We start from the raw sequence: 16,050 nt of genomic DNA on the forward strand, positions 1-16,050 counted from the left end.
GTTTCGGGTGGCGCCGCGGATCAGGGTTTGATGGCGATGCCCCAGGGGTAGCTGCCGACAGTGATGGATTTGCGTGTCTTGTCCCGCTTCACGTCGATGACGGACACGTCGTTGGAAATGCCGTTGGAGGCATAAAGCTCGCTCTCGTCGGGCGTGAAGGCGAGCTGCCAGACCCGCTGGCCGACCAGCAGGTAGTCCTCGACCTCGAAGCTCTGCGCGTCGATCACCGCGACGCGGTTGGCGGGACCGAGAGCCACATAGGCCTTGGAGCGGTCCTTCAGGATGCGGATGCCGACGGGCTGGATGGCTTCGGGCTGCAGGCCGGGGACGGAGAAGGAAATGGTCTTCTTGATCTCGCGGGTGGCCGCGTCGATGACGGCGACCGTGCCGCCGATCTCCGAACTGACCCAGACCTCCGCGCCGTCGGCGGTGAACTCCGCGTAGCGCGGCCGCTGGTCGACCAGCACGTTGGCGGTGATCTCGAAGGTCTCAGCGTCGATGAAATGCGCCATGTTGGTGGTCTCGGACGTGTTGACAATGGTCTTGCCGTCCGGGCTGACGCCCATGCCTTCCGGCTCCACGCCGACCTCGACCTCGTTGATCTGCTTGCTGGTCTCCAGATCGATGACGGTGACCAGATTGTCGTCCTCGTTGGCCACATAGAGCCGCTTGCCGTCCGGAGAGATGACCATCAGTTCCGGATCGGGACCCGACGGCAGGGTGCCGACCGGCTCCAGGCTCTCCGTGTCCAGCACCACGATGTGGTCGTCGTCGGAGGCGCAGACGTAGAGATGCTTGAAGTCCTTGCTCAGCGCGATGCCGCGCGGGCGGTTGCCGATGGGCACCGTGTTCGTGACCTCGTAGGTCTCGCCGTCGATCACCGAGATGGAGTTGCCCTTCTCGTTGGAGACAAAGATGGTCAGCGCCTGGGCGCTTGCCACCGGCAGGATCGAGAGCGCCACTGCGCAGAGCAGGCGCATGGCGGTGGTTTGTCTGAGAACTCCGCGTGTCATGTACTGGCCTTTCCCTGTGTCCGGGTTGCTTGCGCCATGGCAGGGAGACGCTTGTCTCTGGCGGGCACTGGCTGCCGGGTGATGAATTCGGACCGGCGGACGCCGGCCTGGAGAATGAAATCGACAGTTCTCATTCGAGCGCGCATTGGGTTTCCGGCTTGTCGTAGCCGAGGCTGTCGAGGGTCGTGCGCTGGTGCAGAAATCCCGGCTGCGGCGAGGCGGAGACCAGCACGCGCTTGTTGATCACCAGCACCGGCTGGCGCATCTGCTGGTTCCACGGCCGGAAGCTGAGCCCCGAGCCCTTGAAGCCGCCGAGCTTGAAATCCTCGGAGCGCAGATAGGCGCGCACATCCGCCGTCCGTGCGTTGCCGACCCGTGTGATCGCCTCGCCGATGGAGCGAACGCCGAGCCAGGCGCCATAGTCGCGCTCTTCCATCCAGCGGCCGGCGATCTCCGTGAACCGGCGCTGGAACTGGGTGGATCCCCATTGCTCCTGCACCCGATGCCAGGAGGAGGCCGACAGGCCCTGGGTGCCGACCACCGGGCGGGGCAGATAGGTGTTGTAGGGCAGGTACTCGCCAAACACCTCGTTCTCGTCGGCGACCATCAGCACGTCATGCTCGCCGCCTTCCTGCGTGGCGATGGGCAATTGCCGCTGCACCTGGATGTGGCCGCTGTCGGTGCGCCGGGCGATGGGCGAATAGGCGTAGGTGTCCTCGGCGACGATTTTCGCGCCGAATTTCTTCGCCGAGCGCCGCGCGGCATCGGCATAAGCCACGTCGTTGGGCTGGGTGCCGGAAAACAGGAAGATCCGCGACCATTGCTTCCACACCAGGAACTGCACCAGGGCGTCGGTGCGCATGGCGCGGCTGAGCGCGGTGTGAAAGACATTGGGGAAACACAGGCCGGTGCGCAAATCGTCGTCGCCGACGCGGCCGTTGAAGATCAGGGCGCCGGAGGCGTCGGGGTGTTGCGCCAGCGCCAGAAGATCGGCGCGCGGCAGATCGGAGATGAAATAGTCGCGCCCCGTGGCGCGCTGTTCGGCGAACACCGCGCCGGCGTCGCCGTCCGCCGGCACCGTGATCTCGATGAGATTGTAGGCGTGGCCGATGAACTTGCCGGTGGTCTGATTGTCCTTGATCGCCAGCCGCGCGCCCCAGACGCCGGGATCCTCGACCACCGGCTCGATGAAGGACAGCGGCAGCCGCGGCTCCTCCATGCGCGTCAGGAACACGATGTCGATGGACAGTGGATCGGCCGCGCGCGCTGGGAAGGCGATCACGGCGCAGGCGAGCGCAAGCAGGCAGGCGCGCAGGGACGGCGCGCGCAGAAATGCCCCGGTTTTCTGGAAACGCTTGGTCACTTTTCCTCCCCCGCCTTGCGGACCGCTCTGCCGGCGGTTGTCTGGTGCAAGGATATCACTGTTATATAGTGCAGGTTTTTTGGCGAGAAAACATAGGCCTAAAGTGCCGGTTGGAGCGCGCGGCGACGTCTCGGAACCGGTCTCCGGCAGCCCGCTGATATTACAGTAATGTGAGGATTTTTCCTCACGCGCGGCCTTCGTCTCCGTCCGCGCGGCGCGCGTGGCGGCGAACGCACGGACGGAGCCTGGCGCTCCGTGTCCGGCGTCTGCTCACCGGCGCTGTGCGCATTCCGCCCGCTTGCAGATCAGGCGCTGCCTGTTATTTGTTGCGCAAAAGAGACGCCGCATCGTGACGGTGCGGGTGCGGATTTGCTAACAGGGGACCGGCCGCATGGCGTTGCGGCGCCGCGCCAGCCTGCTGGAGGTGGGCGGCGCTTCGCCCGCGCGCCGCGAATGGGCGGGTGCGATGGTGTGCGCCGGACCGTTCCGCGGGCTTTCCGTGGGCGTAAATGAGTACTTTCGGACCATAGAACGGAACCCGAATTTTCCCGTAAAACCAACAACGCAGGTCTGTCGGCGGGGCGGATTTCCGCAAACCGCGGCATCGCCCGGATGACCTTGGCGAGACAGTTCGAGAAACGCGCTTTCATGCGCACGGGTGGACCCGCAGCGGCGAGGGCCGATGCAAACCGGCCGGCATGATGTTGGGCAGGATAAACCGAAGGAATATCAGCTATGGATGTACGCGCTGCAGTGGCTGTGCAGGCGGGCAAGCCGTTGGAAGTCACCACGGTTCGTCTGGAAGGTCCGAAAGTGGGCGAGGTTCTGGTGGAGATCAAGGCCACCGGCATTTGCCACACGGATGAATTCACGCTTTCCGGCGCCGATCCGGAAGGGATGTTTCCCGCGATCCTGGGCCATGAGGGCGCCGGCGTCGTCGTCGAGGTGGGCCCGGGCGTCACCACGCTGAAGCCGGGCGATCACGTCATTCCGCTTTATACGCCGGAATGCCGGCAGTGCGAGTACTGCCTAAACCCCAAGACCAACCTGTGCCAGGCGATCCGCTCGACCCAAGGCGCGGGCCTGATGCCGGACGGCTCCTCGCGGTTCACCACGCTCGATGGCGAGCCGATCCTGCACTACATGGGCACCTCGACGTTTTCCAATTTCACGGTGGTGCCGGAAATCGCCCTGGCGAAAATCCGCGAGGACGCGCCGTTCGACAAGGTCTGCTACATCGGCTGCGGCGTGACCACCGGCATCGGCGCGGTGATCAACACGGCGAAGGCGGAGATCGGCTGCAAGGCGGTGGTCTTCGGTCTCGGCGGCATCGGGCTCAACGTGCTGCAGGGCCTCAGGCTGGCGGGCGCCGACATGATCGTCGGCGTGGACCTGAACAACTCCAAGAAGGAAATGGCGGAACGCTTCGGCATGACGCATTTCGTCAACCCCTCGGAGGTCGAGGGCGACCTGGTGCCCTATCTGGTGGATCTCACCAAGGGCGGCGCGGATTACACCTTCGACGCCACCGGCAATGTCAATGTGATGCGCACGGCGCTGGAATGCGCCCACAAGGGCTGGGGTGAATCGATCATCATCGGCGTGGCGCCGGCGGGTGCGGAAATCTCGACCCGTCCGTTCCAGCTGGTCACCGGCCGCTCCTGGCGCGGCACGGCGTTCGGCGGCGCGCGCGGCCGCACCGACGTGCCGAAGATCGTCGACTGGTACATGGACGGCAAGATCGAGATCGACCCGATGATCACCCACACCATGCCGCTGGAAGACATCAACAAGGGTTTCGACCTGATGCATGCCGGTGAATCGATCCGTTCGGTGGTGCTCTACTGATCATGAATGATGTTGCCCTGCGTCCCATCGCGCCGTCTGACGACGGCGCGATGTGGGCCATGCTGCAGCCGGTGTTTTCGGCTGGCGATACCTATGCGGTTGATCGTGATATCGGCCGCGACGCGGCGCTGGCCTATTGGCGCGGCGGGCACGAGGTGTTCATCGCGGAGGACGGGGCGAAGGACCCGGCCGGGAACGGCGCCGCGGCGCTGGGCACCTATTACATCGGCCCCAACCAGAAGGGCGGCGGCGCGCATGTGTGCAATTGCGGGTTTGTGACCGCGGATGCGGCGCGCGGCCGGGGCGTGGCCCGCAGGATGCTGGCGCATGCGCTGGAGACGGCGCGGGCGCGCGGGTTTCGCGCCATGCAGTTCAACTTCGTGGTGTCCACCAACACGCGCGCCATCGCCATCTGGCAGAGCCACGGGTTTGAGATCGTCGGACGCTTGCCGGGTGCGTTCCTGCATCCGCGCGAGGGCTATGTGGACGCGCTGGTGATGTATCTGGATCTGACCGAAGCGTAAGCGAATAAAGGATTTTTTCGATGGAAACCGTTTCCGAGAACCGCAGTTTCGGCGGCGTCCAGGGTGTCTACAAACATGCGTCCGAGGTTTGTGCCTGCGACATGACCTTCTCCGTCTACGTGCCGCCGGCGGCCGAGAGCGGACCCGTGCCTGTGGTCTATTATCTCTCGGGCCTGACCTGCACGCAGGAGAATTTCACCGTCAAGGCCGGCGCCCAGCGCATGGCGGCGGAATGCGGCATGATCGTCGTGGCGCCCGACACCAGCCCCCGGGGGCCGGGCGTGGCCAATGATGAGGCCTATGATCTCGGTCAGGGCGCGGGCTTTTATGTCGACGCCACACAAGAACCCTGGGCGCCGCACTTCCAGATGTATTCCTACATCACCAAGGAACTGCCCAAGCTGGTGGAAGCGGAATTCCCGGTGCGCGCCGGCGCGCGCGGCATTTTTGGGCATTCCATGGGCGGGCACGGCGCGCTGACCATCGCCATGAGAAACCCCGAGATTTTCACCTCCGTCTCGGCGTTTTCGCCCATCGTCGCCCCCACCAAGGTGCCCTGGGGCCAGAAGGCCTTCACCGCCTATCTCGGTCCGGATGAGAGCACATGGGCGCAGCACGACGCCTGCGAGCTGGTGCGCGCGCGCGGCTTTCCGACCAAGATCCTGGTGGACCAGGGCGACGCGGACGGATTTCTCGACGAACAGCTGCAGACCCACCGGCTGATCGACGCCTGCAAGGCGGCGGGGCAGAGCGCCAAGATCCGCATGCAGCCGGGCTACGATCACTCGTATTTCTTTATCTCGACCTTCATGGAAGACCACCTGCGCCACCACGCGCGGATCCTCAACGGGGTCAATGGCGGATAGCGCGCCGCGCCCCGAGTGTGTCTTGGGGGCGATCGGGGGATGCGGCCGGTGGCGAAAACCTCCGGCCGTTTTGCGTTGGGGGGCGGCGGGAAGGGCCTTTACCTCTCCCAGGGGGAGAGGTCGGGCGGCACGCCCGGGTGAGGGGTGCAGGCCGCGCCGTATCCCTGAGAGTTTTGGTCCCCTCACCCCAACCCTCTCCCTGAGGGAGAGGGAGCGGAAAGGTGGGCGCCTGGAAGGGGCTGGCTTTCGATCAAGCCGCCCATCCTTCGAGACGCCGTCTTCGACGGCTCCTCAGGATGAGGTCATCGTGTTGATATCTTTATGAAACCCTTCCAACCTCATCCTGAGGAGGGCCGCGTCTCGAAGGATGGGCGGCACGCTCATGCGCGTGCCGGAAGTCTGCCTTTCCATGGGGAGACGCAGAAAATTCCTGCTCTTGATGAGGTCATCGCGTTGAGATCTTTATGAAACCTGTCCACCCTCATCCTGAGGAGGGCCGACGGCCCGTCTCGAAGGATGGGCGGCACGCTCATGCGCGGGCGCCGGACGTCTGCCTTTCCATGGGGAGATAGAGAAACGCTCGCGCCGGTCGCACCACAATGCGCCTTGCGGGCTACTTTTCCTCGCGCTTCACCAGCCCGGTGAAGCCGACAATCGCGATGGCGACCATGATCGCGCCGATCACGCGTTCGGCGATGGCGAGAAGATGCAGCAGCCAGCCGACGGGGATCGATTGGGCGACGAAGAGAGGGCCGAAGCCGAGCTTCAGATAGGGTTTTTCAAGCGGGATTTTCGCGTCGGTATCCGCTCGCCAAAAACTTTCGGAATTGAAATCGAGGATCGGCACGAACAGATCGAGCGAATAGAGCAGCGGCTGGAAGGCGGGATAGGCGCCCTCATTGATGTCGCCGTGGCGGGCCTGCAGGAAGGCATCGCGGGCGCCGCAACGCGCGTTCTCGCAGAGCGCATTGCCGCCTGCGAAAAGCAAAGCGAAGATGACGACGATGCCCGTCGACCACACCACGGCCTTCAGCGGATTGTAGCCATAGTCGGCTGTGCGGTGCAGCAGCCAGCCGAGCAGCCGCGTGCGCCGAGGCGTGCCATTCGAGAGGCGCTGGCGGGTGCGGCGGGTGACCGAAACTTTGTCGGCCGCTTTCTCGTATCCCATGGCGCGCAGCACGGCCGACGTCATGCGCCAGGGCTGGGGATTGAAATGGGTCTTCAGATCATCCGCCGACTGTCCGGCAAGCCAGACAATGCGGGCGGGGCCTGCGCCATCGCCGACGGGACGGTCGGTGCCGTCGGGATGCTCGAAATGCTTGCACTCGAAACCGTCGAGCACGAGATGCTGGATGTCGATGGGCATTCCGTCTTCGATGATGCACAGGCGTTGGTCGCAGGTGTCTTGACCGGCAACCAGCATCGGCGGCCAGCCGGAAGCAACGTCTTCCAGCGTGTCGCAGCGGGCGCGGCCCAGATCGACGATGCCTTCCGGGCAGGTCTCCGGCATGATAAGGCGCCCTTCAAACACCGCCTCGCGCAGGACAAGCGCATGATGGCGAAACCGGTTCTGCCGGGTCCGGTCGGAATCACTGACTGTCTCGGCGAGCCTTGCTTGGAGATCGCCGGCCTTACGCGCCTGCGTGGCGGCGACAAGTTGGGCGCCGCGAAATGACACCTGGCCATGAAAATGCGCCCGGCTGGCATGGATATGGCCGAGAAAGCAGGCGTTCTCGCAATTGGCGGGGCCCTGGACTTCGGCGTCTGACAGCGTCAGGGCGCGATGACGCGAGGCGGTGAAACTTGTGCCGGACAGGTCGAGCATAGAGTGAATGTGCGCATGATTGAGTAGTACGTCGCCCTCGATTTTTGCATTCCGCATGAGCAAATCTGCCGCTTTGACGTCTTGTGCGAAAATGGCGTTGCCACCGGCGTTGCTGAACTTGGCGTTGTCGGCAGAGAACTGCCCTGTGATTTCGGCGCCGGGGATAGTGAATTCGCCGGTGACCTCGGCATTATCCATAAACCAGACGGTCGCCTTGACGCCTTGAGCCCATACGGCGCGTCCTCCATCGTTGTGAAACGTTGTGTTGTTGACAGAGAATTGCCCGGCGATATCGGCGCTATTGATATCGAATTCGCCGTCGATGGCGCACTTGCGGAAAAATACAGCACCCTGGATCGTCGTATCACTCAGATCGACGCCTTCGGGAAATGCGCACGTGATGAATTTCAGCGAGGCCGGGATGCGCAGGTTGGCGAGGCCAAGGCGCTCGGGGATTGTGGCGCCGAAGAGCTGGATACCGTCGGGCGCCAAGGCCCAGCCGCTGGAATCCTTGTGCTCGAAGACGCCCGTCGCCAGGGCGCGGATCAGGGCGGGTGACACGGTCTTTTCCGCCTTCTCGGCGATGTCTTGGCACTCGGCCCATTCGCCGGCCTGCGTCGCCGCGATCAGCCGCCGCTCGGCTTCCGTGGGCTGGCCGTTTGGGCCGCTGAAATCGTCGAATTGCGCCATTTCGACCCCCGACAATGCATTTATGACAATACCTTGAGACTAGCCGTGTCGGGTTCGGTTTGTCACTGTTTCATCGTGCCTTGGCGAACCACTGCGCCACGAAAGCAACTCGGTGCGCCGCCGATGTCGTCAACTGTGTTCCCTGGGTGTCATCCTCGGGAGGCCGCAGGCCTGCGCGGGGATCCAGTACTCCGTGTGGCAGGCGGTGGTGTGCGGGCCGTGAGGCCTGTGGTTACTGGATGCCCGCCTTCGTGTTGTGTCCCGGAAGATTGGCTTGATGCGCTGGCGGTGCGAACGGGGCAGGCATGGTTGAAGGGACGACTGTCATGCTGGTGAAGCTGCATGCCAATGCGACGACGACGCCGAGACAGCGCGCGTACATTCAATCCAGCGCGGCGTCGGTTCCGGCGCTCGCTGTAGAGCTTGGCGTAAGCGAGAGCACGCTCCGGCGCCCGTGTTTGCGGGGCGGTATAGTGGGTCCCGGATCTCGCTGTGCTCGCCCGGGATGACATCGCGGGGGTGGTGGGCTTGGGGTGACCGCTGAGCGCGCGGGATTTGAACAACCTCTCGCATGGGGAGAGGCCGGTCCCCTCGGGTCTTGCTTGTGGCCAGCACAAGGACAGGCTCCGCGCCGGGTGAGCCGGGATCTCCGTATCCCCGTGAGTTTTGATCCCTCACCCCAACCCTCTCCCTGGAGGGAGAGGGGGCGGAGACGGCGGGGTTTCGGGCGGAGGAGAGAGAGGCGGAAACGTCGGAGCCCGGTCGGGCGGAGAGAGCGGCGGAGGCGGCGGGGTTTCGTGCGGAAGGAGAGAGGGGCGGAGGCGGTGGGTGCGACTCGTGAGCCGCTGTGACCTGCTGAATCTCGCAGCCTGCGCCCTTCCCTTCTCCCCTTGGGGAGAAGGTGGCCTGCAAGGCCGGATGAGGGGGCGCCGAAGGACAGGGGCCCGGGCTGGATTGGTGGGGTGAAGGGCGTCTGCTCGGGCGCGGCATGGCGGGTGTGGCGTGCGGGCCCTCACACGGCCCTCTCCCTGGAGGGAGAGGGGGCGGAGACGGGTCTCTCGGTATATGGCGGTTGGCTCTCGAGCCGGTGTCGCGTTGCGTCCGGGGAAACGAAGGTGAACTTCCTATGCCCCTATGCCCCTATGCCCGTCTGTCCCTCTACCCCTTCCGCCCGGCCGCAGGCCCGCCTCTTGCCGGGGTGTAGCCGATGATGGCGGCGAGGGTGAAGACGATCAGCGTGCCGGCGACCACCGCGAAGGAGAAGGGCTCGAATGTCTGGTACATGGCATGGCGGATCAGCTCGACGATGTAGGTAAACGGGTTCCACTGGCACAGCTCATAGATCGTCACAGAGCCCTCGCGCACGCGCCACAGCGGGTAGAGCGCGGAGGACATGAAGAACATCGGGAAGATGACGAAATTCATGATGCCGGCGAAGTTTTCCAGCTGGCGGATCCAGGAGGAGAGGAAGGTGCCGAGCGCCGAGAGCGTCATGCCGGTGAGGATGAGCACGGGAAACAGCGGCAGCAGACCCTCGAGCGGCACGTCGGTGCCGAGGGCGTAGGCGATGGCGAGGAAGGCGTAGGCCTGGATGATGGAGACGAAGGTGCCCGAGAGCATGCGCGCGACGAGCAGAAAGCCGCGCGGCAGGGGCGTGGACATCAGCACCCGCATGGAGCCCATCTCGCGGTCGTAGACCATCGACAGCGACGACTGCATGCCGTTGAAGAGCTGGATCATGCCGACGAGCCCGGGCACCACATAGACGTCATAGGTGATGTAGGTCTCGTACGGCGGGATGATCGACAAGCCGAGGGTCGCGCGAAAGCCCGCGGCGAAGACCAGAAGCCAGATGAGCGGGCGCACGAGGGCCGCGAAAAACCGCTCCTTCTGCTGCACGAAGCGCAAAAGCTCGCGCTGCAGGATGGCGGCAAAGGCGCGCGCCGCATGGGCGGGCAGGGCGGCGCGGACGGGATGCGGGGCGCGCGGGTTCACAGGCGTTCTCCCACGGGCGCCGAGGTGAGTTTCGCAAACGCCCCGTCCAGCGTGGTCTCACCTGCGGCGGCCAGCACATCGGGCAGCGGGCCGTCGGCCACCACACGGCCCTTTTCCAGCACGATCAGATGATCCTCCGGCATGACCTCGTCGGTGAGATGGGTGGCCCAGAGCACCGCGATGCCCTCCTCGCGCGCCAGCCGGTGCACGTGATCGACCAGCCAGCGCCGCGTGGCGATGTCGAGCCCGGCGCTGGGCTCGTCGAGCAGCAGCAGCGCGGGATGATCGAGCAGGGCGCGCGCCACCTCGACACGGCGGCGCTGTCCGCCGCTCAGGGACCGGGTTTTCACGCGGCGCTTGTCGGCAAGCCCCACCTGGTCGAGCAGCGTGTCGATGCGCGCATGCGCGGCGCTTCGGGACAGCCCGCGCAGGGCCGCGAAATAGCGCAGGTTCTGCTGCACGGTGAGATCGAGATCCAGCGTCTGGGCCTGGAACACGATGCCGATGCGAAACAGCGCCGCCGCCCGGTCGCGCCGCAGATCGTGCCCGGCGATCTCGATGGCGCCCGCGCGGCTGTCGAACAGCCCGGTGACGATGGAGTAAAGCGTGGTCTTGCCCGCGCCGTTGGGGCCGAGCAGCGCGGTCACCTTCGCGGGCGCGAGCTGAAAGCTCACATTGTCCAGTGCCTGGTGGCGGCCATAGGCATAGGACACGCCGGTGACCCGCAACGCCGGCGCGTCGTCATTGGCGGCCACGCTGGCGCGCGGCGGCTCCTTGCCTGATTGCATCCGCCCCTCCCTGGGATTTCTGCCCGCAGCTTAGCGAAGCAATGTGCGAGGCGGAAGCGGCGCGGGATGGGTCTTAAGTCCGATAGGGCGGGGAGTGTGATGGACGTGGGCATCCGCGATTGCGCCGCGCGTTTTCTCCCCCGCAAGGGGCTCGGAAATCGCACATGGCGACGACACCGCGGGGTTGGCTCCCTCTCCCATGGTGAGAGGGTTGAGGTGAGGGGGGCGAGGCCGGAGGGATGCGGAGGGGTCGCATCCTCTCACCCGGGCTTTCAGCCCGACCTCTCCCCATGGGAGAGGTGATTTCGCACCGTTGACCGGGGTTATGTGCGTCAATTTCAGCAAAAAGGGCGGCCCGAGGACCGCCCTTGAATTTGACGACAAGGCTCATGCGCCTCGATCGTCGTCCTAGGCCTTGTGCCACTGCTGTCCGGTTTAACGGCAGAGCGGAGACCTTGCTGAGAACGTCCAGCGGGCTCCCATCTCCCCCTTGCGGGGGAGATGTCACCCGAAGGGTGACAGAGGGGGTAGGTGACGGGGCCTGGAGTTTGCGGCTCCCCCCCTCTGTCGGCTGCGCCGGCATCTCCCCGCAAGGGGGGAGAGGGGAGCAAGTTGATGTTTCAGGGAAAACGCCCGGTTTCCAATCGAGCCCTAATTATCGATATGACGCAGACGGGCGTGGACGGTTTCGCCGAGCATGTCGCGCTTGACGATATAGCGCACGCCGCGCCGCCAGGCCTGGTCCGTGTCGCCGCGGATGGAGACCGAGGCGTTGCCGATGATGCGGCCGCTTTCGGTGTCGCGCGCGATGAGCAGGATCGACTGGATCAGGGTGGAGACCTTGTGAACCATGCCGGTGATGGCGATGTCGGCGCCGGCCTCGCGCGCCAGCGGCACCTCGCAGCCATTGCATTGCCACAGCCGCGGCATTGTCTCGAGCTTCCCGGCATAGGCGGATACATCGACGATCTCGGCGCCGCGTTCGGCCAGCATGCGGCCCGCGACCTGGGTGACCATGGCAAGACGCGCCTGCTCCGCATCGTGCGTGTCGCGCTGCTCGCCGCTGGTGTCGTTGAGCTCGAACGGGAACACGGCGATGCGCGGCGCGTCCGCGGCGATGGCGGGGGGCGCGACGGTCGCGGCGAGCAGGGCGGCGATCGCCAGGACGACGGGGGCGGCGCGGTTCATGGCGTGTCCTCTTTGGAGCGTTCGGTGTCAGGCGTCCAGTCGATCAGGGGTCACGATGCGGGCTCGAGGTGGACCGGCCAGCTTTGCTCAAACACCCGGTCCTCGGAATCGGTGACCTTCGCGTGCAGCACCGCGCTGTCCTCGGGCTTGACGAAGAAGCGGATCGAGGGGTTCTCGCTCATCGAGATATCGCCCTCGAACGACAGCACAGGCTTGTCGCCGAGCGTCAGCTCGATGGTGCGCACGTAGTCGGCCGGGATCCAGAGCTGGGTCACCTGGTCGCTCTGCATGCCCGAATAATTGGGATGCGAGACCATGAACTGGGTCTCCGCCGGCTGGCCGGCGTGCCAGGCGCCGATCTGCTTCAGCTTCATCTTGCCCATGCGGCTGAGCGCCAGCTCGTGGTCCTTGCCGGCGGGCGCGGAGCAGCCGCCCGAGGCCTTGACGTATTTTGTGGTCATGTAGAGCGCGCCGTCGTTGGTCTCGGCGATGGCGCGGATGTTGGTGTAGGCGTTGACGCGCACGCGGGTGGCGAGGCTGGCGATGCCGTTGTCGGGCGAGAAGCGGAAGGTCCCGACGACGGGCGAGGGGTTCTCGTCGATGATCAGCGTCAGCGTCTTGATGTAGCGGTTCGCGCTTTGCGGGATTTGCGGAACGATCTTGATCGGCACGGTGGCCGCGTCCAGCGCCCGGTAGGGGGCCTCCAGCGCGATGACGCCGGCGCCGTCCTCAATTGCCCGGGTTTCGCCGAACAGGCTGGCGCGAATGTCGGCCCAACTGCCCTCATCGGCCCGGGCCAGGGTTGCCGGAAGCAGCAGGGCGCAGGCCAAGGCGACACGTGCCGCGAGGGGCGCCATCGATCCGAGAGGTGTCTGTACCATCATTCCCACTCCAGTTCCGTGTAGGCGGTGACGATGTTGCGGCCGTGAAACGCGTCGAACAGCAGCCAGTCCGCGCGTCCGGTGTCTTCCAGCCGCCGCAGCGTGGCCGGAATGTCGAGCCCGTCGTCCAGCGCGTCGCGGACGCCATCGCGGATCGCCGCGAGATAGCCGCGCTGCCGGGCGAGCGTGGCGCGCCCGTCGCTGATGCCGCCATGGCCCGGAACGACCAGGTCCACATCGGGCGTGATCAGCCGGTCGAGCACCTCGAGCCAGCCCAGCAGGCTGCCGTCCAGTGTAGGCAACCGGGCGTCGAAAAGCAGGTCCGCCGCCCATAACGTTTTCGTGCGGTGATCGAAGACTGTGAGATCATTGTCCGTATGCGCGGCCGGCCAGGCGGCGAGCTCGATGAGGCGGTTGCCCAGATCAATGGTCAGCGTGTCCTCGACCGTCCGCGTGGGCGGCACGAAGGTGGTGCTGGCGAAGTCCGGCGACAGCGCATGGATGCGCTCGAGATAGAAGGGGCCGCGTTCGGCGAGCGCGCGCGGCAGGCGGTGATGGCCCAGCGAGACAAGGCTGCCGGTGTCGAATGCCGCGTGGCCGAAGCAATGGTCCAGATGCACGTGCGTGGCGATGAGGTGGCTGACCGGCCGGTCGGTCACCGCGGCGACGGCGCGCAGCACGGCCTCGCCCTGCTGGCGGGTGGCGCCGCTGTCGATCACCGCGACGCTGTCGGCGCCAATGATGAAGCCGATGTTGGCGATGGCGCCGCCGTTGGCCGCCGAGAGTTCCTCCTGCACCCCGTGCCGCACGTAGATCCCGCTGGCCACCTCGACGAATGGCAGCTCCGCGGCGGCGTGCAGGAGGCCGGGGTCGAGCGGGAGGATGGCGGCGGCGGCGCCGAGGCCCTGCAGCACCCGGCGGCGCGTGGCGTGTGGGGAGGCGGTCCGGCTCATCAGATGGTTGCACTCGGCGGCGCGCAGGTCCATCCGGCGATCCGCCATCCGGGTTTGCGTTCCGCCCATCGCAGCGCGTCGACCTGCGCGTGCGCGGAGCATTCGCGGATGCTGGCGTAAAGCTTCACCGGCACGGGAACCTGCCGGCAATGGGCCGGGTTGGCGATCAGGCAGACGGTGATCAGGACCTCGTAGAGCATCGGGTTGTCCTTGCGCTCTCATGGCGTGCCCGTCAGTGCGCGATGTCCGGGCGCCAGGGGCGGACGGTTTCGAGCGCGCCGCCGGCCTCCTGCCAGCGGGTGACGCCGCCGGGAAACCACACGACATTCTTGAAGCCGAACTCCAGCGCCCGCTTGGCGGCGTTCCACGACATCCAGCACTCCGGCTCGCAGAAGAACACCAGAGGTTTCGCGCCGTTGTCCGACAGCGCGGCCAATTCGCCGCGGAAGGCCTCGGCCTCGCTTTCATGCAGGCGGCCCAGGCCCATGTTGGCCAGCCAGTGCGCGCCCTGCACCGTGTCGCGCTTGGGTTCGTTCCAGATGGCGGTCGGCGACAGCTTCTCGGGTTTGCGCGCGGCGGGGTAGACGTCGATCAGGACGCCGCCGCCGCCCGCCAGCAGATCCTTCAGCCCGGCGGCGTTGACGGTGGTCGCGCCCTTGAGCCCCGCGGGCACCGGCGCGCGGTAATCGGTAACGCGGTAGTCGTCCGGTTCCTCGACCGTGACCTCGAAGGGCGCATCGTCGTCCGTGGCCTCCGCCTTGATGACGATCGGCCTGCCCAGCGTGTCGAGCAGCGGCACGCCGTAGCTGGCGAGAATGGCGTTGATGTCGTCCTGGCGCTGCTTGAGGATCTCGTTGAGCGTGTGCTTCCATTCGGGTTCATTGTAGCGCAGCCCCATGGAGATGCGGTAGCTCAGGCGCGGCCCGGAAGGGTCGGCGGCGACCGGCGTCACCACCAGCGTGGGGTCGGTTTCCCGCGCCCAATATCCCGCGAGCGGACCCCAGGCGAGCGCCACGTCGATCTCTCCGGCCGCCACATCCTCGACCATTGCCTTGATCGGCTTCTCGAGCCGCGTGTCGACCACCAGACGATAGCTCTTGAGCCGCGTCAGCAATCCGCGCCGGGCCAGCAGGCTGGCGACGGGCGTGCGCGGCTGAACGCCGATGGTCATGGTCTTGAGGATGGGATCGTCGAGGCCAGAGACCTCGGTATCGGCCCGGCGCACCATCACATAGGTGGAGTGATAGTACGGGTTGGAGTTCTGCATCAGCTCGTTGGTGGTGGCCACGCCGATGATCAGGTCGCAGCGCTTGGCGGCGAGCGTCATGCGCACGAAGCCGACGGTCTGCGGAAACCAGGTGTACTCGATGGGCACGCCGAGGTCGCTGGCGATCAGCTCGGCGATCTTGTTCTCGAAGCCCTCGCCCTTGTCATTGGAGTAGGGCAGGTTGCCCGGGTCGGCGCAGACCTTCAGCGTGCTGCGGTCGACGACTTCTCCTGTGGCGGCGCGCGCGGACGGCGCGAGCGCCAATGAGGCCATGGCCGCCGCCGCGAGGGCGGCGGCCAGAGGTCTTCGCATGGCAGAGAGGTTCGCGGCAGCGACGCCGCGCCGTGCGAATAGCGCCTGCATCAGCGGCTGGCCTTCCATTCCTTGAACACAGGGTCCTCGTCGGCGGGGATGCGGGGCGGCCGGTTTCGGCCGATGACGCCGTCCGCGCGGGCCTTCAGATAGGCGTAGATGTGATCGATGTATTCCATAACGTCTGCGGATTCGGCGAAAGCGGGCATCACGGAATCCTGCGCCGTGTTGACCACCTGGCGGCCGTTGACGACCACATCGAGGAACTCGCTGTAGCTCATGGTCTTCAGCGAATCCCTGAGCGCCGGCGCGTAGCTGGAACCCAGCCCGTCGGGACCGTGGCAGACGTGGCAGGCGGAGTGGTAGCGCCGGAATCCGTTGTAGGTGCCGTAGTCGACCTTGCCGTCGCGGACGATATAGGGGCGCTTCTCCCAGTCGACCTCCTCACCGTCATCGGCAAAGGCCGTGTGCCCCGCAAAGGCCATGGCCAGCATGGCGCCTGCCGCGATGGACAGCACTCTCAACCCTGAACGCATC

14 protein-coding genes and 1 pseudogene are annotated in these 16,050 nt (G+C 65.8%); 4 read left to right on the top strand and 11 right to left on the bottom strand.

The genetic code is table 11. The features are described 5' to 3' along the window. Window positions 1-20: 20 nt before the first annotated feature. Window positions 21-1,013, bottom strand: a complete 993-nt coding sequence (locus D1F64_RS06425; protein WP_162901348.1) for a YVTN family beta-propeller repeat protein — start codon at window positions 1,011-1,013, stop codon at window positions 21-23. Window positions 1,014-1,143: 130 nt separating this feature from the next. Further along, window positions 1,144-2,376, bottom strand: a complete 1,233-nt coding sequence (locus D1F64_RS06430; protein WP_205470673.1) for an ABC transporter substrate-binding protein — start codon at window positions 2,374-2,376, stop codon at window positions 1,144-1,146. 735 nt (window positions 2,377-3,111) lie between these two features. Between D1F64_RS06430 and D1F64_RS06435 the strand changes: the two genes are divergently transcribed. The 3 genes from D1F64_RS06435 to fghA are packed head-to-tail and all read left to right on the top strand — an operon-like array spanning window position 3,112 to window position 5,614. Beyond that, entirely contained in the window at window positions 3,112-4,224 is a 1,113-nt protein-coding gene (locus tag D1F64_RS06435; protein ID WP_117411752.1) for an S-(hydroxymethyl)glutathione dehydrogenase/class III alcohol dehydrogenase, read from the top strand. Window positions 4,225-4,226: 2 nt separating this feature from the next. Then, complete coding sequence (locus tag D1F64_RS06440; RefSeq protein WP_117411753.1) at window positions 4,227-4,748, top strand: N-acetyltransferase; 522 nt, start codon at window positions 4,227-4,229, stop codon at window positions 4,746-4,748. 20 nt (window positions 4,749-4,768) lie between these two features. After that, entirely contained in the window at window positions 4,769-5,614 is an 846-nt protein-coding gene (gene fghA / locus D1F64_RS06445; protein ID WP_117411754.1) for an S-formylglutathione hydrolase, read from the top strand. A gap of 613 nt (window positions 5,615-6,227) precedes the next feature. Here fghA and D1F64_RS06450 read toward each other — a convergent pair. Next, window positions 6,228-8,129: a hypothetical protein gene (locus D1F64_RS06450; protein ID WP_117411755.1), complete on the bottom strand. Its 1,902-nt coding sequence runs from the start codon at window positions 8,127-8,129 to the stop codon at window positions 6,228-6,230. Between the two features lie 326 nt (window positions 8,130-8,455). Here D1F64_RS06450 and D1F64_RS24320 point away from each other — a divergent pair. Beyond that, a pseudogene (locus D1F64_RS24320) lies at window positions 8,456-8,581 on the top strand (IS481 family transposase); the annotation flags it as partial. A gap of 706 nt (window positions 8,582-9,287) precedes the next feature. On the opposite strand, the gene D1F64_RS06460 reads toward D1F64_RS24320, so the two are convergent. The 8 genes from D1F64_RS06460 to D1F64_RS06490 all read right to left on the bottom strand — a co-directional run bounded on the left by D1F64_RS06460 (window position 9,288) and on the right by D1F64_RS06490 (window position 16,049). Further along, window positions 9,288-10,088, bottom strand: coding sequence for an ABC transporter permease (locus tag D1F64_RS06460; RefSeq protein WP_248304755.1), 801 nt, complete (start codon window positions 10,086-10,088; stop codon window positions 9,288-9,290). 32 nt (window positions 10,089-10,120) lie between these two features. After that, window positions 10,121-10,912, bottom strand: coding sequence for an ATP-binding cassette domain-containing protein (locus tag D1F64_RS06465; protein ID WP_117411757.1), 792 nt, complete (start codon window positions 10,910-10,912; stop codon window positions 10,121-10,123). Window positions 10,913-11,563: 651 nt separating this feature from the next. Beyond that, entirely contained in the window at window positions 11,564-12,100 is a 537-nt protein-coding gene (locus D1F64_RS06470; protein WP_117411758.1) for a DUF3280 domain-containing protein, read from the bottom strand. A gap of 50 nt (window positions 12,101-12,150) precedes the next feature. Then, window positions 12,151-12,984, bottom strand: a complete 834-nt coding sequence (locus D1F64_RS06475; protein WP_205470674.1) for a quinoprotein dehydrogenase-associated SoxYZ-like carrier — start codon at window positions 12,982-12,984, stop codon at window positions 12,151-12,153. Then, the gene (locus D1F64_RS06480; protein ID WP_162901349.1) at window positions 12,981-13,967 is read right to left on the bottom strand and encodes a quinoprotein relay system zinc metallohydrolase 2; all 987 of its coding nucleotides are present in this window, start codon (window positions 13,965-13,967) and stop codon (window positions 12,981-12,983) included. The genes D1F64_RS06475 and D1F64_RS06480 overlap by 4 nt, the downstream gene beginning before the upstream one ends. Continuing rightward, window positions 13,934-14,134, bottom strand: coding sequence for a hypothetical protein (locus tag D1F64_RS23155; protein ID WP_162901350.1), 201 nt, complete (start codon window positions 14,132-14,134; stop codon window positions 13,934-13,936). Before D1F64_RS23155 ends, D1F64_RS06480 begins: the two co-directional genes overlap by 34 nt. A 32-nt stretch (window positions 14,135-14,166) precedes the next feature. After that, window positions 14,167-15,564, bottom strand: a complete 1,398-nt coding sequence (locus D1F64_RS06485; RefSeq protein WP_162901351.1) for a quinoprotein dehydrogenase-associated putative ABC transporter substrate-binding protein — start codon at window positions 15,562-15,564, stop codon at window positions 14,167-14,169. Beyond that, on the bottom strand, window positions 15,564-16,049 hold the full coding sequence (locus tag D1F64_RS06490) for a c-type cytochrome, methanol metabolism-related (protein WP_117414470.1): 486 nt from the start codon (window positions 16,047-16,049) through the stop codon (window positions 15,564-15,566). The genes D1F64_RS06485 and D1F64_RS06490 overlap by 1 nt, the downstream gene beginning before the upstream one ends. Window position 16,050 lies beyond the last annotated feature (1 nt).

This window comes from Breoghania sp. L-A4, assembly GCF_003432385.1.
Classification (GTDB): domain Bacteria; phylum Pseudomonadota; class Alphaproteobacteria; order Rhizobiales; family Stappiaceae; genus Breoghania.

Bases quoted from the DNA above. Each gene is read 5' to 3' on its own strand.
- D1F64_RS06435 (WP_117411752.1), top strand. From the start codon at position 3,112: ATGGATGTACGCGCTGCAGTGGCTGTGCAGGCGGGCAAGCCGTTGGAA.
- D1F64_RS06475 (WP_205470674.1), bottom strand. From the start codon at position 12,984: ATGATGGTACAGACACCTCTCGGATCGATGGCGCCCCTCGCGGCACGT.
- D1F64_RS06465 (WP_117411757.1), bottom strand. From the start codon at position 10,912: ATGCAATCAGGCAAGGAGCCGCCGCGCGCCAGCGTGGCCGCCAATGAC.
- D1F64_RS06490 (WP_117414470.1), bottom strand. From the start codon at position 16,049: ATGCGTTCAGGGTTGAGAGTGCTGTCCATCGCGGCAGGCGCCATGCTG.
- D1F64_RS06485 (WP_162901351.1), bottom strand. From the start codon at position 15,564: ATGCAGGCGCTATTCGCACGGCGCGGCGTCGCTGCCGCGAACCTCTCT.
- D1F64_RS06450 (WP_117411755.1), bottom strand. From the start codon at position 8,129: ATGGCGCAATTCGACGATTTCAGCGGCCCAAACGGCCAGCCCACGGAA.
- D1F64_RS06480 (WP_162901349.1), bottom strand. From the start codon at position 13,967: ATGGACCTGCGCGCCGCCGAGTGCAACCATCTGATGAGCCGGACCGCC.
- D1F64_RS23155 (WP_162901350.1), bottom strand. From the start codon at position 14,134: ATGCTCTACGAGGTCCTGATCACCGTCTGCCTGATCGCCAACCCGGCC.
- D1F64_RS06470 (WP_117411758.1), bottom strand. From the start codon at position 12,100: ATGAACCGCGCCGCCCCCGTCGTCCTGGCGATCGCCGCCCTGCTCGCC.
- D1F64_RS06425 (WP_162901348.1), bottom strand. From the start codon at position 1,013: ATGACACGCGGAGTTCTCAGACAAACCACCGCCATGCGCCTGCTCTGC.
- fghA (WP_117411754.1), top strand. From the start codon at position 4,769: ATGGAAACCGTTTCCGAGAACCGCAGTTTCGGCGGCGTCCAGGGTGTC.
- D1F64_RS06440 (WP_117411753.1), top strand. From the start codon at position 4,227: ATGAATGATGTTGCCCTGCGTCCCATCGCGCCGTCTGACGACGGCGCG.